Source organism: Morganella sp. BCCO 40_0007 (genome assembly GCF_032989665.1).
In the GTDB taxonomy this organism is placed as follows: Bacteria; Pseudomonadota; Gammaproteobacteria; order Enterobacterales; family Enterobacteriaceae; genus Morganella; species Morganella sibonii.
This window is the reverse complement of record NZ_JAVBIN010000008.1, coordinates 86955-107332: the sequence shown is the minus strand read 5'-3', so window position 1 is coordinate 107332 and position 20378 is coordinate 86955. Positions and strand designations below refer to the sequence as shown.

19 protein-coding genes and 1 pseudogene are annotated in these 20378 nt (G+C 51.2%); 2 read left to right on the top strand and 18 right to left on the bottom strand.

What is annotated here, in order from left to right:
* Positions 1–20: 20 nt before the first annotated feature.
* The 6 genes from R5268_RS11345 to yfcD all read right to left on the bottom strand — a co-directional run bounded on the left by R5268_RS11345 (position 21) and on the right by yfcD (position 6153).
* Positions 21–1265, bottom strand: a complete 1245-nt coding sequence (locus R5268_RS11345) for a 3-deoxy-7-phosphoheptulonate synthase (RefSeq protein WP_317419359.1) — start codon at positions 1263–1265, stop codon at positions 21–23.
* A gap of 3 nt (positions 1266–1268) precedes the next feature.
* Positions 1269–1670 carry a cupin domain-containing protein gene (locus R5268_RS11340; protein ID WP_317419357.1) on the bottom strand — a complete coding sequence of 134 codons (402 nt, stop codon included), beginning with the start codon at positions 1668–1670 and terminating at the stop codon, positions 1269–1271.
* A 15-nt stretch (positions 1671–1685) separates the two neighbouring features.
* A complete protein-coding gene (locus R5268_RS11335; protein ID WP_317419356.1) occupies positions 1686–2228 on the bottom strand; it encodes a hypothetical protein in 543 nt (180 codons plus the stop codon).
* A gap of 18 nt (positions 2229–2246) precedes the next feature.
* Complete coding sequence (locus R5268_RS11330; RefSeq protein WP_317419355.1) at positions 2247–2942, bottom strand: RraA family protein; 696 nt, start codon at positions 2940–2942, stop codon at positions 2247–2249.
* A gap of 147 nt (positions 2943–3089) precedes the next feature.
* On the bottom strand, positions 3090–5171 hold the full coding sequence (locus tag R5268_RS11325; RefSeq protein WP_317423098.1) for a M48 family metalloprotease: 2082 nt from the start codon (positions 5169–5171) through the stop codon (positions 3090–3092).
* A 406-nt stretch (positions 5172–5577) separates the two neighbouring features.
* Entirely contained in the window at positions 5578–6153 is a 576-nt protein-coding gene (yfcD, locus tag R5268_RS11320) for an NUDIX hydrolase YfcD (protein ID WP_182106716.1), read from the bottom strand.
* A gap of 256 nt (positions 6154–6409) precedes the next feature.
* Between yfcD and R5268_RS11315 the strand changes: the two genes are divergently transcribed.
* Entirely contained in the window at positions 6410–7321 is a 912-nt protein-coding gene (locus tag R5268_RS11315) for a TIGR01777 family oxidoreductase (protein ID WP_107678892.1), read from the top strand.
* 40 nt (positions 7322–7361) lie between these two features.
* Here R5268_RS11315 and R5268_RS11310 read toward each other — a convergent pair whose 3' ends face one another.
* From R5268_RS11310 to R5268_RS11260, 11 genes are all read right to left on the bottom strand, one after another.
* The gene (locus tag R5268_RS11310; RefSeq protein WP_166708111.1) at positions 7362–7955 is read right to left on the bottom strand and encodes a UbiX family flavin prenyltransferase; all 594 of its coding nucleotides are present in this window, start codon (positions 7953–7955) and stop codon (positions 7362–7364) included.
* Positions 7956–7978: 23 nt separating this feature from the next.
* Positions 7979–9496, bottom strand: coding sequence for an amidophosphoribosyltransferase (gene purF, locus R5268_RS11305; protein ID WP_046893326.1), 1518 nt, complete (start codon positions 9494–9496; stop codon positions 7979–7981).
* A gap of 15 nt (positions 9497–9511) precedes the next feature.
* Complete coding sequence (cvpA, locus tag R5268_RS11300) at positions 9512–10018, bottom strand: colicin V production protein (RefSeq protein ID WP_317419353.1); 507 nt, start codon at positions 10016–10018, stop codon at positions 9512–9514.
* A 179-nt stretch (positions 10019–10197) separates the two neighbouring features.
* Positions 10198–10872: a cell division protein DedD gene (dedD, locus tag R5268_RS11295; RefSeq protein WP_218454222.1), complete on the bottom strand. Its 675-nt coding sequence runs from the start codon at positions 10870–10872 to the stop codon at positions 10198–10200.
* Positions 10862–12160, bottom strand: a complete 1299-nt coding sequence (gene folC, locus R5268_RS11290) for a bifunctional tetrahydrofolate synthase/dihydrofolate synthase (RefSeq protein ID WP_317419352.1) — start codon at positions 12158–12160, stop codon at positions 10862–10864. The genes dedD and folC overlap by 11 nt, the downstream gene beginning before the upstream one ends.
* The gene (gene accD / locus R5268_RS11285) at positions 12153–13103 is read right to left on the bottom strand and encodes an acetyl-CoA carboxylase, carboxyltransferase subunit beta (RefSeq protein WP_317419351.1); all 951 of its coding nucleotides are present in this window, start codon (positions 13101–13103) and stop codon (positions 12153–12155) included. The genes folC and accD overlap by 8 nt, the downstream gene beginning before the upstream one ends.
* A 101-nt stretch (positions 13104–13204) precedes the next feature.
* Entirely contained in the window at positions 13205–13876 is a 672-nt protein-coding gene (locus tag R5268_RS11280; RefSeq protein ID WP_166708114.1) for a DedA family protein, read from the bottom strand.
* A 45-nt stretch (positions 13877–13921) separates the two neighbouring features.
* Positions 13922–14743 (bottom strand): tRNA pseudouridine(38-40) synthase TruA, encoded by an 822-nt coding sequence (gene truA / locus R5268_RS11275; protein WP_112550605.1) that lies wholly within the window; start codon positions 14741–14743, stop codon positions 13922–13924.
* Positions 14743–15753 carry an aspartate-semialdehyde dehydrogenase gene (locus tag R5268_RS11270; RefSeq protein ID WP_107678896.1) on the bottom strand — a complete coding sequence of 337 codons (1011 nt, stop codon included), beginning with the start codon at positions 15751–15753 and terminating at the stop codon, positions 14743–14745. The genes truA and R5268_RS11270 overlap by 1 nt, the downstream gene beginning before the upstream one ends.
* An 80-nt stretch (positions 15754–15833) precedes the next feature.
* The gene (gene pdxB, locus R5268_RS11265) at positions 15834–16964 is read right to left on the bottom strand and encodes a 4-phosphoerythronate dehydrogenase PdxB (protein ID WP_218454224.1); all 1131 of its coding nucleotides are present in this window, start codon (positions 16962–16964) and stop codon (positions 15834–15836) included.
* A gap of 145 nt (positions 16965–17109) precedes the next feature.
* Positions 17110–17886, bottom strand: a complete 777-nt coding sequence (locus R5268_RS11260; protein ID WP_054426298.1) for an AraC family transcriptional regulator — start codon at positions 17884–17886, stop codon at positions 17110–17112.
* 101 nt (positions 17887–17987) lie between these two features.
* Between R5268_RS11260 and R5268_RS11255 the strand changes: the two genes are divergently transcribed.
* On the top strand, positions 17988–18917 hold the full coding sequence (locus tag R5268_RS11255) for a DMT family transporter (RefSeq protein ID WP_317419350.1): 930 nt from the start codon (positions 17988–17990) through the stop codon (positions 18915–18917).
* A gap of 627 nt (positions 18918–19544) precedes the next feature.
* Here the strand turns inward: R5268_RS11255 and R5268_RS11250 are convergent.
* Positions 19545–20218: pseudogene (locus R5268_RS11250) on the bottom strand (colicin-like pore-forming protein).
* Positions 20219–20378: the final 160 nt, after the last annotated feature.

The window sequence follows — 20378 nt, the reverse complement described above, 5'->3', positions numbered from 1 at the left end:
CCCGCCGGGATTTTTTTGCATTACCGGCCTGCTGAACCGGATAACAGCCGTACCAGCTCTGTTGCCTGAGCCGCATTCAGCCTGGGGTCACACAGCGATTCGTAACAGGCACCGACGTCCTGATCCGTAATTTTCTGCGGCCCGCCGGTACACTCTGTCACCGGCTGACCGGTCATTTCAAGATGCAGGCCGCCGGGATGCATTCCGGCCGCACGCAGCAACTGTACAAACAGACCAGCCTCACGGTAAACAACCGAAAAATCACGTGTTTTCAGATTATCTGCCGTGCTGCGGGTGTTTCCGTGCATCGGATCACTCAGCCAGATCACCGCATCGTTATCCGCTGCCGCTTTTGCTATCAGCGGCGGCAGTTTTTCACAGATATTATCTGCCCCCATACGCACTATCAGCATAATTCTGCCCGGCTGATTTCCGGGGTTCAGCCGGATCAGTAATGCACCCAGCTTTTCCGGTGTCATCGACGGCCCGCATTTGATACCGACAGGATTTTCAATTCCCCTGAGATATTCCGCATGTGCCTGTGACGGGTCATTGGTACGATCCCCGAGCCAGACAGTATGCGCCCCGCAGTTATACCAGCGGTTATCCGCCGGATTCCTGCGGGTCAGTGCCGTTTCATAGGGCAGAAGTAACGCTTCATGGCTGATATAATACGGCTGAAACAGCGCATCCTGCGCCGTTTCAGCCGCCGGAAACGTTCCGCTGCCGCGCAGTGCATTCAGGGTTACTGCGGCGTGGTAATACGCATTCAGCATACGTTCCGGTGACGGGATCCGTGCATCTGACGAAAATGCATGACCATTGATAATATCCCCGCGGTAACTCGGCAGTGTGATGCCGTTACGGGTTTCTTCCGGGCTGCTGCGCGGCTTGGCATACTGCCCGGCGATCCGCCCTATTTTCACTACCGGTAACCCAAGGCCATGGCCGATATTATCCGCCATAGTCTGCATTGTTTCCGTCCAGTTTCTGAGCACATCGTCCCGGCACTGTGAAAACGACTCTGCGCAATCCCCGCATTGCAGGATAAAAGCCCGCCCTTCACCCACCAGCCTCAGCGCCTGCCGCAATGCATGTATTTCTGCAATACTGACCAGCCCCGGCACACGCTGTAATTCTGCGACCGTATCATTCAGCACACCGGTTCCCGGGTAGTCCGGCTGCTGTTGTGCCGGAAATTCTGCCCATCCTGCCGGTGTCCAGGGGCGGCCGGTTGCCCCGTTCAGCATATTTTGCTGTTCCATAGACTATTCTGCCTGTTTCTGTGAGGTCCGAAGATAGGTTTCGTTCTTTCCCTGCTGACGTGCCACATAATCCTCACGCACCGGCGTGTAAACATCGATGATTTCAGATTCCTCAAGTACTTCAGCATCATGAACTGCCCATGACGGAACCAGCCCGGAATCACCGGCCCGCAGAATCATCGTATGACCGTCAACCGTCAGCCGCAACGCACCGGACAGCACCGTCGTCAGCGTTTCGTGCTCATGCTTATGCTCCGGGATCATCGCCCCCGGTCTGAATGACCAGAATGTCATGGTAAACGCGGTGCCGTGAATAAACCGCGCCTGTATTTTGCTTTCCTCTCCCTCCGCTCTGCCCAAATCCATATCGTAAGCAATCAGATCGTTTCCTGAGATTAACCCCATAACCATCTCCTGCTGTCAGTGCGAAACAGAATGAAAGATCGGCGCATGAACTGAAAATCCCATCGGAACAGGACCGAAGTCATGCAGGATATGAAGATGGTATTTTTCCGCAGTGCTGAGGGTCGTAATACAGCCATCCACAGCCCCCTGAGCACACTGAACTCCCGCTTCACTGTTGGATGTGAACAGCATTTTTTTCATGCTTTTATCTGCTATCGGCAGTTTACTGAGTAAATGCTGAGGTGCCGGATGTGAGCCCACATGGAAAATATCACAATAGCCGGTATAACGGCTGGCAAATACCATATTGTGCGTATCCATTACAAAGCAGTTTTTTAATTCAAGTGATGATAAATTCTGAAAAACAATATTATTTAAATCAGGATAGACAATACATCCTAACAATAAACCATCTTTATCTTCCTTCACTGATTCCGTTGCGGACTCCAGTGTCGGATATAATTTAACATTACCTTTTACATTATTTTTCGCGAGCCAGTAGTCAGCCGCTTTTTCACAATTTGTTCCTTTCGGTCCAAGTGTATGGATAGTCAGCACTTTATTTCCTCTTGCGAATTATATTTGTCCTGTTTTTTCTATTAAATCCGGAAGTCTGACACCCTGTCGTATTTGTTCCATCATCCTGTTTTCAATCCGGCTCATTTTTATGGCATTATCTGTAACCGTATCAATATCCTGATACGGTATAACCACCACACCATTACTATCTGCAATAATAAGATCGCCTGTCTGAATGGTGACCTGCTCTATCCGGCATGATGTTCCCGTTTCAGAGACACACCAGGCTCCCTGAGTATCCGCCGGTGTCAGATTTGTGGCCAAAACAGGCATTGCCAATACCTGTAAATCCGGTGCGTCGCGCACCGCACCGCCGGTTATCACCCCGGCAAACCCCATCTGTTCAAAGTATGTGCAACTCATTCCGCCGGCCAGTGCGGCATCACAGATGCATTCACCGCTGCCGGCAACGTAAACCAGTCCTTCAGCCCTCTCCAGTTCCGGCACCAGAAACGCCCCGACCTGCTCCCAGGTTGAGGGCGACGATGTCAGAATATGACTGCCTTTACGATTTTTGCACCACTGAACAGTATAAGCCTGAGCAACCAGATAATAATCTTCTGTATTTTGTGATCTTATTTTATGTGATAATACACCTCCTGTTTTCATACCATCCATTACATCAGTTATTGTTGATGTGCTTATTTTCAGTTTTTTTATTTCGCTGATGAGATTTTCATTTAATTTTTCCATACGACCTCCTGAGGATAAGATAATAAAAAAATATTAAGTTGTAATTTCCATTAGTTATTATCCTTAACTTAAAAAACGGTTATTTCTGTCAGAAATAAAAAAAGCCTCTTCATGAGGCTTTTTTATTTTTTATCATCAGGTGATTAATTACTGCCGTAATTCATGTTTTACGTGTGCCGTCTGTAACTGACTGTGCACCAGATTTGATAAATCCTGCAAAGATAATGATTTCCCCTGCCAGATACGGATACCGGCCATCAGGATCATCAGTTTCTGCTTTTTGGCATCATATTTAAAGAAACGGCTTTTTTCGGCTGTAACCGGCGCCGGAGCACCATCTGCCACATGCAGTGTGAGTGTCGCCACACCGGACGTTTCCGCAATGTCATAATCGACAATGTAGTGCAGCGGATACGCCTGTGTCAGCTTATCACTGACCAGCTGACCATGGCGGAAAGCAAACAGCGGCGCTTTCCCCCGGTTCCGGTACATAAAGGCTACACCCCAGAACAGCAGTAACAGCCAGAAACCGTGAACCGCACCGGAACTGACCAGATTTTCCGCACCGAGTTTTACGGTGGCAATCCCCATCCCGGCCGCCACAATCAGGCCAAAGATAAACATCATCCGGAACATTTTACGCCGCTCAGTGATGATCACTTCATCAGCCGCATCGGATTCATGCAGCATGGTTTCCAGTGCCGCTGTCCGCTGTGTGGTGTACTCAGCAACCATGCCGGAAAGTGATGCGGTCAGTGACATCGAGATGGCTTTGGCATCCGTGAACAGATCCGCAATATTGGCGTAATCATCTGACTGCACTTCGCGGGAAGCGGCGGCCAGCAGGTCATCGCTGATATCCTGAGACAGCGCTTCAATACGGGCGCGGGTCTGCGGATGGCTGTCGCTCGGGTGACTGGTTGCCTCATTCAGGAACTGTCCGGCTTCCGGCACACCGCGCTCACGCAAACGTGCCATCACCACCGGCAGTAAATCATCCGTTTTCAAGGTGCCTTCATACAGCTCACCCAGCGTTTCGGAAATCACGTCACTGACCGCAGAAATACGCAACAGTGATGAGGATACCGCTGCCGGTGAACTGACCGATGCCCCGGCTTTATCCGCTTCCAGTTCACGGATACGGCTCCAGTGACTGACCGCAAAATCAAACTGTTCGAGGAAGAAGATCCCGAGATACACGGACGGGCTCATAATCACTTTGCTGTAGTAATCCTGCACCTCATTCGCCACCAGCGAAATACTGTGGCTCATACCGGCATAGATCGGCGCAAAGTTCAGACTGTACGTGGTATCTTCGCCGGTAAAATGCCCCAGCTCGTGGCCGATAACCGCACTGGCTTCTTCCCGGTTGAGCAGCGCGGAATAAAGCAGCGGGAAGTACAGCGTTTTCCCTTCAATCAGCTGATTTTCATTCAGATTAATACTGTGGGATGTCACATAGAAGCATTCCGTCATACCCGCAATAATATGATCCGGCGGTGTTGTGCCGACTTTTGCGGCAATCTCATCCACCCACTGCCACAGCCCCGGCGCTTCCTCACGGCTGACAGCATGTCCGGTCACATCAGACGGCTCACTGCGGAACATAGCGAAACTCTTGCGCAGCTTAAACAGCCCCTTGATGATATACCAGATGATCAGCACAATACTGATCAGAATAAAGATCATGATTTTCGCGCCACCGCCGCTCATCACGAAATTACCGGCAAACCACAAGGCTTCATAAGCCATCACACAAATAATACTCAGGCCGACCAGTGTCATCTGTCCGGTCAGAATAAACGGCAGCAGTTTACGGCAGCGGGCAAAGACGTTCAGCAGGGCATCGCGGGAGCGGCGGGCAGCCCGGCCGCTGCTGATGCAGAGATAAATGGCCCCGGCGCCGAACAGCAGGGATAAAATCCCGGTAGCGATCGTCCCTTTACTGGCCACAGCCCGGGCCAGGATCATGGTAATTTCACTGCTGTATTTATTCAGCTCACGGTTAATCATGCCCAGCTGCTGACCGGCAGAAACCGTTTCCCCGTCATCGTAAGTGATTTGTGTGTCCGGGTCTTCCGCAATCAGACGCTGAAGTTCCGCTTTATCGGCCATGACATAGTGGTAAGCCTGATATTCATCACTGATCCGCCAATACTGAAATGCACCCCATGCGGTGAGAAGCAGCGGTAATAACAACAGCCATCCTGCTAATTTATTTCTCATCATTATTCTCGTTTGGTTTGTATTTTATTTTCCCGTTCACTTCAGGATAATTCTGATTACCGGCTGCCATCATATACATTCTCCGTTAACAACCCACTGGCGTAAATATATAAAAACAGTTATATTTCAAATAATTAATTGGCTTTTAATTATTGTTTCATAAACAGATTGTTTGCGGAGAAACAACAGAAATAATGGCTGACAAACATTGCGGGATTATTGTTTATATTCGCTGCGGCATTCTACATGAAAATGATAAAATGCAGAAACCGGAATAATACAAATGGTAATTAATAATATCGGATAATATTCCTTTTTCCCGATATATTTACTGTCAGCCTTTTATTTTACCGTATTTTAAATATAAAAAAGCCTGCATATTGCAGGCTTTTCCGGTTTTTATTCTTTTTTATTCGCTGTCACTGCTCATTTCAGTTTCAGGTATTACCGCCGCCTTTTGTGACTCTGCCGGGGTATAATTCTGATTATTGCGCGTCAGCCAGAGTGAAAGCGCTTTCAGTGAGTCTGCGGTAAATTCGTCACAGCGGGCCGTGATTTCCGCCGGTGTCAGCCAGGTCACTTCCGATACTTCACTTTCCTGAAGCGCGAACGGACCGTGTGTCACACAGCTGAATAACCCGCCCCAGACACGGCAGATGGGCTCTTCATAATAAAACAGGCCGTGCTCGGCAAACGGTACACCAGCAATCCCGAGTTCTTCCTCCGCTTCGCGCCGGGCAGAATCAAGCATCAGCTCGCCCTGCTGTACCACACCACCTGCTGTGGCATCCAGCAGACCCGGGCAGAAATCTTTGTGCTCAGTCCGGCGCTGAACAAGAATTTTTCCCATGCCGTCATGCACAACAATGTAGGTAGCCCGGTGACGCAGGTTTTCCGCCCGCATCTGCTCGCGGGTCGCCTGACCGATGACGTCATTATTCTCATCGACCACGTCCACCCACTCGATAGCGCTTTCTTGTTCCATCCTCTAACCTTTTCTTTTTTATCAGCATTACGGATGCTGTTTCTGTTTTTTCAGTGACACACGCCGGCAATCCGCGGGCCCTGTTTTATACTCTTTTATATATCAAACTAATAATGATAGTGTGCCATTATGGTCGTTAAAGCAGTATATCAAGAATTGATAGCGGTTCTATGATTGTTTTTCTTTCTTGACGATCACATCCTCCGGCCGCAAAAACTGCTATAGTCAGTGAAACCTACCGGCAGAAGGAGCAACTATGCGTATTCTGGTCACAGGCGGTACCGGGCTTATCGGCACCCCGCTGGTACAGGCACTGATTGCCCGGAAATATCAGGTGGTGGTTCTGAGCCGCTCACCGCAGAAAGTCTATTCCCGTTTTTGCTCGGCAGCAGAAAATCTCAGCTCGCTCAATGAAATAACACATCTTAATGATATTGATGCGGTCATTAATCTTGCCGGTGAGCCTATCGCAGATAAACGCTGGAGTGAAGAGCAGAAAAAGCGGTTATGTGAAAGCCGCTGGCAGATAACCGAACGGCTCAGTGAACTGATCAATGCCAGTGAGACACCACCTGCGGTGTTTCTCTCCGGCTCTGCCGTAGGCTGGTATGGTGATCAGGGACAGGCGGTGGTAACGGAGGACGACGAGCCGCATCCGGAATTCACCCACACCTTATGCGACCGCTGGGAAGCTCTGGCGATGAAAGCACAGAGTGAGAAAACCCGGGTCTGTCTGCTGCGCACCGGAATTGTGCTGTCACCGGAAGGCGGGGCGCTGGCGAAACTGCTGCCGGTATACCGCGCCGGTCTAGGCGGCCCTGCCGGCAACGGCCGTCAGTATATGCCGTGGATACATATCCGTGATATGGTCAGCGCCATTCTGTTTTTGCTCGATGACCCGGCACAGAACGGCCCGTTCAATATGACTGCCCCCTATCCGTCCCATAATGAACAGTTTGCGGCCGTACTGGCGCAGATCCTGCACCGCCCGCATCTGCTGCGGGTTCCGTCGTTTGTGGTTAAAGCACTGATGGGAGAAGCAGCGGTACTGGTACTGGGCGGACAAAATGCACTGCCGAAACGGCTGGAGGACGCCGGATTCGGCTGTCAGTTTATTAATCTGGAAGACGCTCTGCGGGATTTACTGGATAGCCCGGCGGACTATTAATGCAGTTCCCGGCCGGTGATAAAACGGCCGGGATTGCAGGTTACGGCTGTGCGGAACGGGGATTTTTCGCCCCGCTCCAGCGGGCAAATAAATCTTCCGGTAATTCAATATCAAACTGATCAAGCACGCGGTTGACCGTCTGGTCGATAATATCCTGCACGGTTTCCGGCTGATGATAAAATGCAGGCATCGGCGGCATAATGATCGCTCCGATTTCCGCCGCCTGTGTCATCAGCCGCAGATGTCCGAGATGCAGCGGTGTTTCACGTACTCCCAGCACCAGCTTACGCCCTTCCTTGAGAACCACATCCGCCGCACGGGTCACCAGAGTGTCCGTGTAGCTGTGCACAATCCCCGACAGCGTTTTCACCGAACACGGCAGAATAACCATCCCCAGTGTTCTGACAGAGCCGGAAGAGATACTCGCAGCGATATCGCGCTCATCATGCACCACATCCGCCAGAGCCTGCACGTCACGCAGACTGTACGCCGTTTCCAGCGCCAGTGTCTGCCGTGCCGCCTGACTGACAATCAGGTGGGTTTCCACCTCCGGCACCGTTTGCAGGACCTCCAGCAGACGCACACCATAAACTGCACCACTTGCGCCGGTCAGCCCCACAATCAGTTTTTTCATAACATCACCCGACAAAAAAGAGATTAACCTTCATTATATATCTCAAGGTTCTCAATTTCGTTATGATCCCGCAACTTTAATTCATCATCTCTGCGCAGGTTTTCCACATAATCGAGATAATCCTGGTCGATATCTTTGGTGACATAGATACCATCAAATACAGATGCCTCAAGACCACGGATATCCGGGTTCTCTTCACGCACGGCATCAATAAGGTCACTCAGATCCTGGAAAATCAGCGCGTCCGCGCCAATCAGACGGCAGATTTCATCGGATTCACGGCCGTGCGCAATTAACTCGTTGGCATTCGGCATGTCGATACCGTAGACATTCGGGAAACGCACTTCCGGTGCCGCAGAGGCAAAATAGACCTTCTTCGCGCCGGCTTCACGTGCCAGTTCCACAATCTGTTCTGAGGTGGTGCCGCGCACGATGGAGTCATCCACCAGCAGCACGTTTTTCCCTTTAAATTCAGTGCGGTTGGCGTTGAGCTTGCGGCGGACAGATTTTTTCCGCTCCTGCTGACCCGGCATGATAAAAGTACGTCCCACATAGCGGTTTTTCACAAACCCCTGGCGGTACGGTTTATTCAGCATATGGGCGATTTCCAGCGCGCTGTCCATTGAGGTTTCCGGAATCGGGATCACCACATCGATATCCAGGTCTTCCCACTCACGGGCAATTTTGGCCCCCAGCTTCTGCCCCATACGCAGTCGGGCGTTATAAACAGAAACTTTATCGATAACAGAATCCGGACGGGCGAAATAGACAAATTCAAACAGGCACGGCGTCAGTGACGGATTTGCCGCACACTGACGGGTATAGAGCTGCCCGGTTTCGGTGATATACACCGCTTCACCCGGTGCCACATCGCGCAGATATTCAAAACCGAGGGTGTCCAGTGCGACACTTTCAGAGGCCACCATATACTCTTCGCGTCCGTCATTCAGGGCGCGTTTACCAAGTACCAGCGGACGGATACCGTTCGGGTCACGGAACGCCAGCAGACCGTGACCGATAATCAGTGCCACACAGGCATACGCGCCGCGGATTTTGCTGTGCATGGCGCTGACGGCGGCAAAAATATTATCCGGCTCCAGCGGGTGAGCATCGAAGCGATCCAGCTCATACGCCAGCACGTTGAGCAGGATTTCAGAATCGGAGGTGGTATTGACATGACGGCGGGCCGTTTCAAACAGCTGCTGCTTCAGCGTGTGTGCATTGGTCAGATTGCCGTTATGCGCCAGGGTGATACCGAAAGGTGAATTAACATAAAAAGGCTGTGCTTCCGATGCACTGGAGCTGCCTGCAGTCGGGTAACGGACATGGCCTATCCCGAGTGTCCCCTGCAAACGCAGCATATGTCGGGTTTCGAAAACATCTTTCACCAGTCCGTTGGCTTTACGGAGCCGGAAACCATTGTTACTGTCAATGGTTGCGATACCGGCTGCATCCTGGCCCCGGTGCTGTAACACCGTGAGCGCGTCATAAATTGATTGATTGACTTGCGTAAAACCAACGATACCAACAATACCACACATGTAGTTTTTTCCTCATCAGCCGGGCGGAGAAGGAAAATTCTCCGGCAGGAAACTTGACGCATTCTGGAGGTAGTCAAAGAACCACCTGATAACATGACTGAATTGGGGAATGAGTTGTGACTGCTGCCAGTCGCTGCTCTGACTCATCTGCGTGAAGCTGTCGAGGAAGAACAAAATCGCCGCCACGATCAGCACCCCGCGCAGAGCACCAAAACAAACCCCGAGAACACGATCTGTGCCTGATAAGCCTGTCCGCTGAACCAGTGAACCGATAACATGGTTAATCACCGAGCCGACAATCAGTGTCGCAACAAATAAAATCGCGATAGAGATTCCGTTGCGGACCAGCGGGTCATCGAAGCGCGTAAAATAGTCCGCCAGCAGCGGGAAAAACTCACTGGCCACATAAAACGCACAGACCCAGGTCACTAACGATAAGGCTTCACGAACGAAACCACGAACCAGGCTGACTAATGCCGAGAAAGCAATAATTGCAATAATTGCGTAATCAATCCAAACCATATCACTATCCAAATTGATGCCCCGGCATCAGTGACGGGCGCATTCTAACAGAAAACGAAAACGTTTGCGTAACGGATTTTTGCTCTGTCCGAAAATAAATTGCGGCGAAATAAAAAATTATAATCGCCGCAAAGAGTTAACTGATTTTATTAACGGATACTGCTAATACCTTAAATTCGCTACGGTTTATAAGCCTGCACCCTGCCATCCAGCCCTGTCAGCTGCCTCAGTTCCCCCAGCGAGGACTTCAGCTCTGCCTGCGAGGCTGACGGCCCGACCATAATCAGCGTCAGTTTGCCGCGCGGCACCGTGTAAACCTGATAGCCGGATAACCGCAGCGTGGCCACAATCTCCTCAACCTTGCGGGCATTAGACAATGCCCCCAGCTGCACAACATAAGCCTGTCCCTGAGGGGCTTTTTCCGGTTTTGGTTCCGGCTTCGGCTCGGGTTTTGGTTCCGGTTTCGGCTCAGGTTTTGGTTCGGGCTTAGGTTCCGGTTTCGGCGGCTGTTTGTCCGGCACCACAACCGGCGGCAGCGGATCGGCTCCCGGCGGTACGTTGGAGGTGGTACTGCCGCCCGGCAATTCTTCTGCCGGGACTTGTGTCCCGGTTTGTGCCGCTTCGGTAATCATGGCACTGGATGCCCCTTCTGAGGGCATGGTCGGCATAGTCTGATTGATCGGATTTACTGCATCAATCTCATCCTGCTCACCCTCTTTCGGGATAAGCGGGATGGCTGCGAACTGGTCTTCGTTATATTTCTTATCGCCGTCCAGCAGCACCGGCAGGACAATCACACCCACCGCCACCAGGATAATAGTTCCGACTAAGCGATTCTGAAATTTACTGGCCACCCGCACCTTCCTTCGCTAAAACGTCCATGACATGCGCCACTGTGTGGAATGATCCGCACACCACCACAATATCGTCCGGGGAAGCATCACGGCGCGCCTGTTCCCATGCGCTTTCCACATCCGCAAACTGCTGCGGGTCAGTCAGGTGCTCTGCCAGCTGCTCTGCCGGCGCACCGCGCAGTTCTGTCAGCGGCGCGACATACCAGTCCTTCACCTGCTCACTCAGCACCGCCAGGGTGCCTTTGATATCTTTATCGCCCAGCATACCGATCACCGCACGGACGCGGCTCTGCGCAGTGCGCGGCAACTGTGCCAGTTTTGACACCAGATAACCGGCGGCATGCGGGTTATGCGCCACATCCAGCACCGTCAGCGGTTTTTGTGAGACAATCTGGAAGCGGCCCGGCAGTTGTGCCTGACGCAGTCCGGTATCAATCGCCTCACGGGTGATGGCGCGGCCGGTTTTGTCTTTCACCTGACGCAGATTGTGGATCACCGCAAGCGCCGTCGCGGCGTTCGCCAGCGGCACATTCGGCAGCGGCAGATTTTCGAGGGTTTCATCCTCACACTGCCACGTCCAGTGGTCACCCTGCTCGGTATAAGACCAGTCATCAGCACGGCAGAACAGTGAGGTTTCCAGCTTGTTTGCCACGTCAGCAATGGTATAAGGCGCATCCGGTTCACCGATTACCGCCACGCAGTGCGGGCGGAAAATCCCGGCTTTTTCGCGGGCGATATGCTCGCGGTCAGCGCCGAGCCAGTCGGTGTGATCCAGTGCGATACTGGTGATCGCTGTAATATGAGAATCGACAATATTGGTGGCATCCAGACGCCCGCCGAGGCCGACTTCCAGAATCACCACATCAAGATTGGCTTCGCGGAACAACTGCAATGCCGCCAGTGTACCCGCTTCAAAATAGGTGAGCGTGATATCACCGCGCTGCGTGTCAATATCCGCAAAGACACGGCAGAAATCAGCTTCCGGCGGGTTTTGTCCCTGAATCCGCACCCGTTCGGTGTAATTCACCAGATGCGGGGAACTGTACACACCCACCCGCAACCCCGCTGCCAGCAGGATGGATTCGAGTGTGTGGCAGGTGGTGCCTTTACCGTTAGTCCCTGAGACCGTAATGACTTTCGGGGCGGGATAGCGCAGATTCATGATATCCGCCACCGCACCGACACGTTCCAGTCCCATATCAATAACCTGCGTATGCAGATCACCCAGATAAGAAAGCCACGTCATCATTGATGACGCGGCTGTTGGTCTTTCTCGCTTATCAGACATCGTGTTTTTTGACATCAGTCTCTGTTTCGGAAGATAAGTCGGTATCAGGTTCATCCGCAGTCAGGATTTCAATGATTTCATCTTCCTGCGGGAACTTATAGTTAGTCAGTTTTGACAGAATTTCCGCGACGGTATCACGCATTTCCGGACGGCGGACAATCATATCGATCGCCCCTTTTTCTATCAGGAACTCACTGCGCTGGAATCCCGGCGGTAATTTTTCACGGACAGTCTGTTCGATAACGCGCGGACCGGCAAAACCGATCAGGGCTTTCGGCTCGGCGATATTGATATCCCCCAGCATTGCCAGACTTGCGGAAACGCCGCCCATGGTCGGGTCAGTCAGCACAGAGATATACGGCAGACCGCGCTCCTGCATTTTGGCCAGTGCCGCACTGGTTTTGGCCATCTGCATCAGCGACATCAGCGCTTCCTGCATACGTGCGCCGCCGCTTGCGGAGAAGCAGATCAGCGGGCAGTTATCTTCCAGCGCCTGTTCCGCCGCGCGGACAAACCGTGCGCCGACAACCGAGGACATTGAACCGCCGATAAAGGCAAATTCAAACGCTGCCGCAACAACCGGCATGGTTTTCAGTGTGCCTTTCATCGCAATCAGGGCTTCTTTTTCCCCGGTCGTTTTCTGTGCGGAGACCAGACGGTCTTTGTATTTTTTGGAATCACGGAATTTCAGGACGTCTTTCGGTTCCAGATCAGTACCCAGTTCCGTGGTGCTGCCTTCATCCAGAAACGCCATCAGGCGCGCACGTGCAGGGATCCGCATGTGATGGTCACACTTCGGACACACCTCAAGATTACGTTCCACCTCCTGGCGGTACAGTACCTGACCACAACTGTCACACTTCGTCCAGACACCTTCAGGAATGCTCGCCTTGCGTGTCTGGTTCATTGGGGTCTTATTCAGAATTTTTTCAATCCAGCTCATTAATGACCTTTCCGTCTGAAATCTGGCTCAGCCAGTGTAATTATTATCTGCCATTAAACCACATTGCTTATGCACTGTGGATAAAAAACTGCTCAAACCACTCAGGCGTCATCACGTTTCTGTGCTTTTTTCGCCGCACGGCGGTGACGCCATACCTCGATAATACCGGGCAATATGGAGATGAAAATAATCGCCACGATAAGTAATTTCAAGTTTTCCTGCACAATCTTCGTTTCCCCGAAGATATACCCTGCATAGGCAAATAATACCACCCATACAATCGCACCGATAACGTTAAACATCGCAAAATGGCGGTAAGACATCTTACTCATACCGGCAACAAACGGAGCAAATGTCCGCACGATCGGAACAAATCGCGCCAGAATAATCGCTTTACCACCATGGGTTTCAAAGAACGCATGGGTCTTGCGCAGGTGACTCTGTCGGAAGATTTTTGAGTCCGGATTGCGGAAAAGCCGCTCCCCGAAAAAGTGTCCGATCGTATAGTTAACTGCGTCACCGATAATCGCCGCCGTAATCATCAGCAGTACCATGATATGAATATTCAGGTCGTTAGACGGCAGTGCCGCCAGTGTCCCCGCCACAAACAGCAGGGAATCTCCCGGCAGGAACGGCGTAACCACAAGCCCGGTTTCACAGAACAGGATCAGGAATAAAATCGCATAAACCCAGATTCCGTAATCTGCCACCATGTCCTTCATATGCACATCAATGTGCAGAATAAAATCGATAAGATATTGAATATATTCCATATTTCACCCCGCCGGACGCAGTCTTCTGCTTATCCGGCCAATAAATTAATCTGCCAGGAAAAGCGGCCCCATCGCCGGTGACGGCAGGGCAAATTCTTCCGGATAATCCACCGAAACCAGATACAACCCTTCCGCCGGTGCTGTTGCCGGTGCCTGAGTGCGATCTTTCAGTGCCAGCAGTTCCGCCATCCGGCTGACCGGCAGATTGCCGCAGCCGACTTCCAGCAGAGCACCGGTAATATTGCGCACCATATGATGCACAAACGCGTTCGCTTTGATATCCACAATCACATACTGTCCCTGACGGGTGACATTCACATGCATCACATTACGCCACGGACTTCTGGACTGGCACTGCGACGCACGGAAAGAAGAAAAGTCATTCTCCCCGAGCAGGCTCTGTGCCGCTTCATGCATCCGCTTTTCATCCAGCGGATAATGAAAGTGGGTTACGCCTTTACTTAAAACAGCCGGACGAAAACGGTGATTAAAAATCACATACCGGTAACGCCGCGCCGTGGCACTGAACCGGGCATGAAAACTTTCCGGCACCGTTTTGACCCAGCGCACCGCGATATCAGACGGCAGATGAGTATTCACCCCCATCGTCCAGGCCGCATCTTTGCGGACAGCTGCGGTGTGGAAATGCACCACCTGGCCGGTAGCATGAACCCCGGCATCTGTCCGGCCCGCACAGAAAACCGATACCGGCTCTGCGGCCACTTTTGACAGCGCTTTTTCCAGGCAGCCCTGCACACTCGCAACTTCTGACTGACGCTGCCAGCCGTAATAGCGGCTGCCGTCATATTCAATACCCAGCGCGACCGTGGTTTTACCCTCATCCGCCGGTAAAATCACCTCTGACATCAGTAAAACTGCTCCTGCGTCAGACGCTCGGCAATTTCGACCGCCATCAGTGCGCCGCCGAACTGCACGTTATCGGCCACCGACCAGAAATGCAGGATTTCCGGGATGCCGTAATCATTTCGCAGACAACCAATATTCAGCAGATGGTTACCGGACGCATCCGTGACCTGAGTCGGGAATTCCTGCTCTTCAGAAAGCTGAATATCCTCTGCACGCTCCAGTTCATCGCGCGCTTCCTCACTGCCGAGCGGGCGCAGTGTTTCCAGCTGCACAATCTGCGCGTTGCCGTAGAACACCGGGGACTGTACACAGCTTACGCTGATCGGCAGACCGGCATCCTGTAACACTTTGCGGGTTTCTTCCGCGATACGGCGCTCTTCTGACACACTGCCCTGCTCATCGGTCAGCAGCGGCAGCAGGTTAAATGCCAGCTGTTTGCTGAAACGACCGGCTTCCGGCGGGATGCCGTTGAGGAGTTTGGCACACTCACCGGCCAGTTCTTCCACCGCACTTTTCCCGAAACGGGATACGGAAAACAGGTTGGTCAGATTAATACGCGATAACCCGGCGCTTTCCACCAGCGGACGGATAGCGGTCAGTAACTGACTGACGGTGCTGTCTGCCAGCGCAATCAGGTTACGGTTGCGGTATTCGCTCAGTGCCTGCGGGTTCACCGACGGCACCACCAGCGGCACATCCGGCTCCAGCGCAAACAGACCGCTGCTGTCAATCACAATACAACCGCTGTCCGTGGCGGCTTCATAATAAGCCTCCGTGGCTTCTGCACCGGCCATGAAAAAGGCCAGCTGAACCTGCGACCAGTCAAAATCACGGGCGTCAGTGACCAGATAGCTTTTGCCGCTCATGCGCACCGATTCTCCCGCGCTGCGCTCTCCGGCCAGTAAATGTAACTCTCCCACCGGAAATTCACGCTCTTCCAGTAATGACACCACCGCGCGGCCGACTGCACCGGTCGCACCCAATACGGCAATATTCCAGCCTTCTGACATAGTTATCTCCGGAACAAAAACTGCACCGCATCAGTGCGGCACAGTCAGAAAAAATGATGAAAAATAATGAATAAATAATGTTATGCGCGGTACTCTGCCGTGAAACCCAAATCAGACAACAGTGCCGCACTCTGCGCATCATCACAAATAACAGTCAGTGATGACCACTCTCGGCGATCAGGATAAAACTTACGCAGTTTGTCAAACTCACCCGGCACCCCGGCGACTGCACGTAACGCCGCATCATCACGACGGACATCATAAACCAGATGCATTAAACGTTTGAGAATACTTTGCGTTACTTTACCTGACAGCGTAATACAACCGAATTCCGGTGCCGGTAACAGTTCCGCCAGCGCAACCTGCTGCGGCCGCCCGGTGAAATCCGCAAACGCCTCAAACACCTGCGTGGTACCGCGCGCCTTGCCTTCAAGGGTATAACCGGCAATATGCGGCGTGCCGATATCTGCCAGCGAGAGCAGTTCCGGCGACAGATCCGGCTCCGGCTCCCACACATCCAGCACCACACTCAGCGGCTTGCCGCCTGCCAGAACCGACAACAGCGCCTGATTATCCACCACCGCACCACGGCTGGCGTTAATCAGAATACCGTTGTCTTTCATTGCATTGAGACGGATTTCATCCATCAGATGCAGTGTGGTGTACGGCCCGGATTTATTCAGCGGGGTATGGAATGTCAGGATATCAGCCTGTGCCACCAGCGTATCGATATCATAAAATTCACCGGCATCACCGTTATCCGCACGCGGCGGGTCACAGATAAGAATATTGACACCCAGCGCTTCCAGACGCTTCGCCAGACGGCCGCCGACATTCCCGGCACCGATAATCCCGACAGTTTTATCCGTCAGCTGAAAGCTGTCACGCTCCGCCAGCAGCATCAGGGCGGAAAAGACATATTCCACCACCGCAATCGCGTTGCAGCCCGGTGCGGATGAAAAACCGATCCCCTGCTCTGCCAGCCAGGCTTTATCCACATGGTCAAAACCGGCGGTTGCAGTACCGGTGAATTTCACCGGGGTATTTTCCAGCAGTTGCGCATTCACTTTTGTGACAGAACGCACCATCAGCGCGTCAGCATCATCCAGCACCCCGTCCGGTAACGGACGTCCCGGCACCGCCACCACGTCCCCGAGACGGGAAAACAGGGTTTCGGCGTAAGGCATATTCTCATCTACAACGATTTTCACGGGCTTCACCTTCATATCTGCCGGCGGCCGGCGGAGACCTGTCGGTACGGCGGCACAACCGGAATTGAAACGGATGGCCGCTATTTTGCCACTTCTGCGGGATAAAACCTACGCCCGGAACACCGATTGTTGCTAAAGAAAGCAATTAAGGCTGATGACGGAAACGTTCCGGTGTCACCCCCGCCAGTTGAGAGAACATCGCAATAAAGGCAGAGGATGAGCTGTAACCCACATCCAGTGCGACATTCTGCACGCTGCGGCCTTCCTGTAATAACGCCACCGCCCGCAGAAAACGCAGGCGCTGACGCCATTCGCTGAATGACATTCCCAGTTTCTGCTGACAGCGTCGTGACAATGTCCGCTCTGAGGTAAAACGCCGCACCGCCCACTCCGCCAGCGAGGTATTATCAGACGGATCACTCTCAAGTGCACTGAGTACCGGCGCCAGCAGTTTATCATCCGTGACCGGCAGATAAGTCGGCTGGCAGCGCGACAACATAAGCTGATCAGTCAGCACCAATGACAGCCGCCTGTCTGCCTCTGTTTCCGGCTCACGGACTTCACGGCTGAACAAATCCTGCATCACGGCGCTGAAGATCGGTGTCAGTTCTATCACACATGCCATCTGCGGCAACTGCGGTGCCCACTGCGGCGAAATATCAATAATTTTGAAAGATGCGCAGGCTTTGTTATAACTGGCATGTTCCGTTCCCGGCGGGATCCAGATACAAAACCCGGCCGGGGCCAGATAACGCTGCCCCTCAACGGTCATTTCCATCACACCACTGGCGACATACAACAGCTGGCCAAAGGGATGATGATGAAGGGCAAACTCCGTTTCCGAATAAAACTGTTCGTGACGGCAGATTAATGTCACCGGATCTTTCACGCCCAGTGATGAAATATCTGACTTACGGGCCATCTTGTCAGATCCTCTCTATAAATTGGCGGGATATCGTTATATAGAATAATTAAGACAGACTACACTACATCACCTGCCTGATAATGAAAATGAGTTTAAGAATGAAAAACCTGCTTTTACCCCTCGGGGCTGTATTAATCTGGTCTGTGAATGCCGTGGTGAATAAACTGGCCGCCGGTGCCATCGCCCCCGGCGCGATTTCCTTTTACCGCTGGGCACTGGCACTCGCCGTGATGACGCCGTTCCTGATCATACCGGTCTGGCAGCAGCGCGCGGTGATCAAACAACATGCGTGGAAACTGTTTGTCCTCGGTTTTCTCGGCATGGGGCTGTATCAGAGTCTGGCGTATTACGCGGCGTATACCGTCAGCGCGACCTTTATGGGAATAATCACCTCGCTGATCCCGCTGCTGACTGTGGTGTTAAGTATTCCGGTACTGCGGATCGCGCCGACCATCGGTATTGTGCTGGGGACAATCCTCTCCCTGAGCGGCCTGACCTGGCTTATCAGTAAGGGACATCCGGCAGATTTACTGCATCAGGGGCTGGGACAGGGTGAAATGCTGATGTTTATCGCCGGTCTGGCTTATGCTTTCTACGGCGTACTGACCAAACGCTGGGCGATCCCGCTTTCAAGCATTCACTCCCTGTATATGCAGATTGTCTTTGGCGTGCTGCTGCTGATCCCGGTTTTCCTCAGCGCCGGTGATGTGGCACTGAACCGCGATAATATCGGGCTGGTACTGTATGCGGGGATTGCGGCTTCTATCTTTGCACCGCTGCTGTGGATACTGGGCGTAACCCGTCTGGGTGCGAACGCCGCGTCTGTCTTTATGAACCTGGCGCCGGTACTGACCGCCATTATCGCCGCTGTCTTCCTGAAAGAAGAGCTGCACAGCTACCATATTATCGGCGGCGGTGTGGTACTGATCGGGGTCATTATGGCGCAGCGTCTGCGCACACCGCTGACACAGATTATCCGCCGCAAAAGCAGGAAACCGCAGCCGCAGCGGTGTGAGGCCGGGGAATAGATAAAAACAAAATCAGGGCCCGGCATTCAGGGATAACCAACAAAAATGAAAAGTATTAATTCATTGGTGAATCATATAACTTTCTTTTGTTGTTATCCCTGTTTTAATAAATTTATCAATGCCTTATCTGTATTCTGCTATTTTTGGGTATCTTTGTAATTTTTCACCTCTGTCACAAAGTGACAAAACAGCATCGGTATTGATTCTTATTATCATATATGACTATGTTAAAGTCCTGCCAATGGCACACCAATCTACGGGATACCATACAGTGACTAAAAAATATTATATTCAAAATATGTGCTGGGGATGGTTTTATACTTCTATTTTCTTTTACTATTGCTGGAATGATAATTTTAAATACAGACTGGTCTTTTTGCTCTTATCCATATTTGGATTTCTTTTTTATCCTGTTGCAAAATGGATAACTGAATACTTTTTCCTTAAATTCACGACACCACAGTTCTGGAAAAGTGGTTTTTTCATTGATACACCCGGAAGAACCGGTTTATTAGCCATTTATGGTTGTTCTGTATTTTTATTATCATTACCTATAATAATAATTTTTATTATTACTATTCTTATAAAAAGGCTACCACAGAAATAGGCAGCCTCTGTTTTTATAAATTAAATTCCCCAAAACAGATTAGCCTTTTCAGCCAGTTCATCATCAATCAATACTCCGGTGCCGGCCATTATCAAGCCATAGCCTATAAGGCCGACGGGATTTCCCAGCAATACGCTGAAGATAAATGCAACTACGACTGTCGCAGCATTCCCAGCTACGATGACTTCAGTTTTAACAAAAAATGGCCGCCAATTATCTGTTTTTACAGATTTAATCAATTCACCGACCCAATCAAATGCATTGATCGCATGACTCAGAACCCCCTACCCTTGCTGAATTTCGTAAAATTTTTTGCGATTTCTGCTGACTTAACTGACTCTAACGCCGCGACAATAGCCCTGCGATCTTCATAATTGATTTTTTTATTAAAATTATTTCTATATTTTTCATAAGCTTTCAATGCATCATCAATATTACGAATTTTCTTCCCTTTTGCCTGCTCAGCCAGAGCGCCCGCTAATTGTTCAGCCTTATCGCCGTATACACCGGATACTTCTTTATAAAAATCTGCTGTAAATTTTACGGCTGTTTTAACCTGACTAAATTCATCTTCTTCTTTTATTACGTCATTTTCTGCTGCTTTTATCCTCTCATCCTGTAAAACAATTTCTTTTGTTATACTTTTTCCTTTTTCCCATTCCGTTTTTATCTCACCACGGGTTTTATCCTGCATACGCCTGTTAAGCTCACTGTTATAAAACCATGCCTCATCACTTAATCTTTTTCTTTCTGCATCAGATTTTCTTTTTCTTGCTTCATTCAGTAAATTAATTATTTTCTCTTTTTGTAACTGGAATTTTTTCATAATGAGTTTTAGTGTGGCATTTTCTAAA

Excerpts from the sequence above, each read along its gene's own strand:
- R5268_RS11345 (WP_317419359.1), bottom strand. The coding sequence starts at position 1,265 with ATGGAACAGCAAAATATGCTGAACGGGGCAACCGGCCGCCCCTGGACA.
- R5268_RS11340 (WP_317419357.1), bottom strand. The coding sequence starts at position 1,670 with ATGGGGTTAATCTCAGGAAACGATCTGATTGCTTACGATATGGATTTG.
- R5268_RS11330 (WP_317419355.1), bottom strand. The coding sequence starts at position 2,942 with ATGGAAAAATTAAATGAAAATCTCATCAGCGAAATAAAAAAACTGAAA.
- R5268_RS11325 (WP_317423098.1), bottom strand. The coding sequence starts at position 5,171 with ATGATGAGAAATAAATTAGCAGGATGGCTGTTGTTATTACCGCTGCTT.
- yfcD (WP_182106716.1), bottom strand. The coding sequence starts at position 6,153 with ATGGAACAAGAAAGCGCTATCGAGTGGGTGGACGTGGTCGATGAGAAT.
- R5268_RS11315 (WP_107678892.1), top strand. The coding sequence starts at position 6,410 with ATGCGTATTCTGGTCACAGGCGGTACCGGGCTTATCGGCACCCCGCTG.
- R5268_RS11310 (WP_166708111.1), bottom strand. The coding sequence starts at position 7,955 with ATGAAAAAACTGATTGTGGGGCTGACCGGCGCAAGTGGTGCAGTTTAT.
- purF (WP_046893326.1), bottom strand. The coding sequence starts at position 9,496 with ATGTGTGGTATTGTTGGTATCGTTGGTTTTACGCAAGTCAATCAATCA.
- cvpA (WP_317419353.1), bottom strand. The coding sequence starts at position 10,018 with ATGGTTTGGATTGATTACGCAATTATTGCAATTATTGCTTTCTCGGCA.
- folC (WP_317419352.1), bottom strand. The coding sequence starts at position 12,160 with ATGTCTGATAAGCGAGAAAGACCAACAGCCGCGTCATCAATGATGACG.
- accD (WP_317419351.1), bottom strand. The coding sequence starts at position 13,103 with ATGAGCTGGATTGAAAAAATTCTGAATAAGACCCCAATGAACCAGACA.
- R5268_RS11280 (WP_166708114.1), bottom strand. The coding sequence starts at position 13,876 with ATGGAATATATTCAATATCTTATCGATTTTATTCTGCACATTGATGTG.
- truA (WP_112550605.1), bottom strand. The coding sequence starts at position 14,743 with ATGTCAGAGGTGATTTTACCGGCGGATGAGGGTAAAACCACGGTCGCG.
- R5268_RS11270 (WP_107678896.1), bottom strand. The coding sequence starts at position 15,753 with ATGTCAGAAGGCTGGAATATTGCCGTATTGGGTGCGACCGGTGCAGTC.
- R5268_RS11260 (WP_054426298.1), bottom strand. The coding sequence starts at position 17,886 with ATGGCCCGTAAGTCAGATATTTCATCACTGGGCGTGAAAGATCCGGTG.
- R5268_RS11255 (WP_317419350.1), top strand. The coding sequence starts at position 17,988 with ATGAAAAACCTGCTTTTACCCCTCGGGGCTGTATTAATCTGGTCTGTG.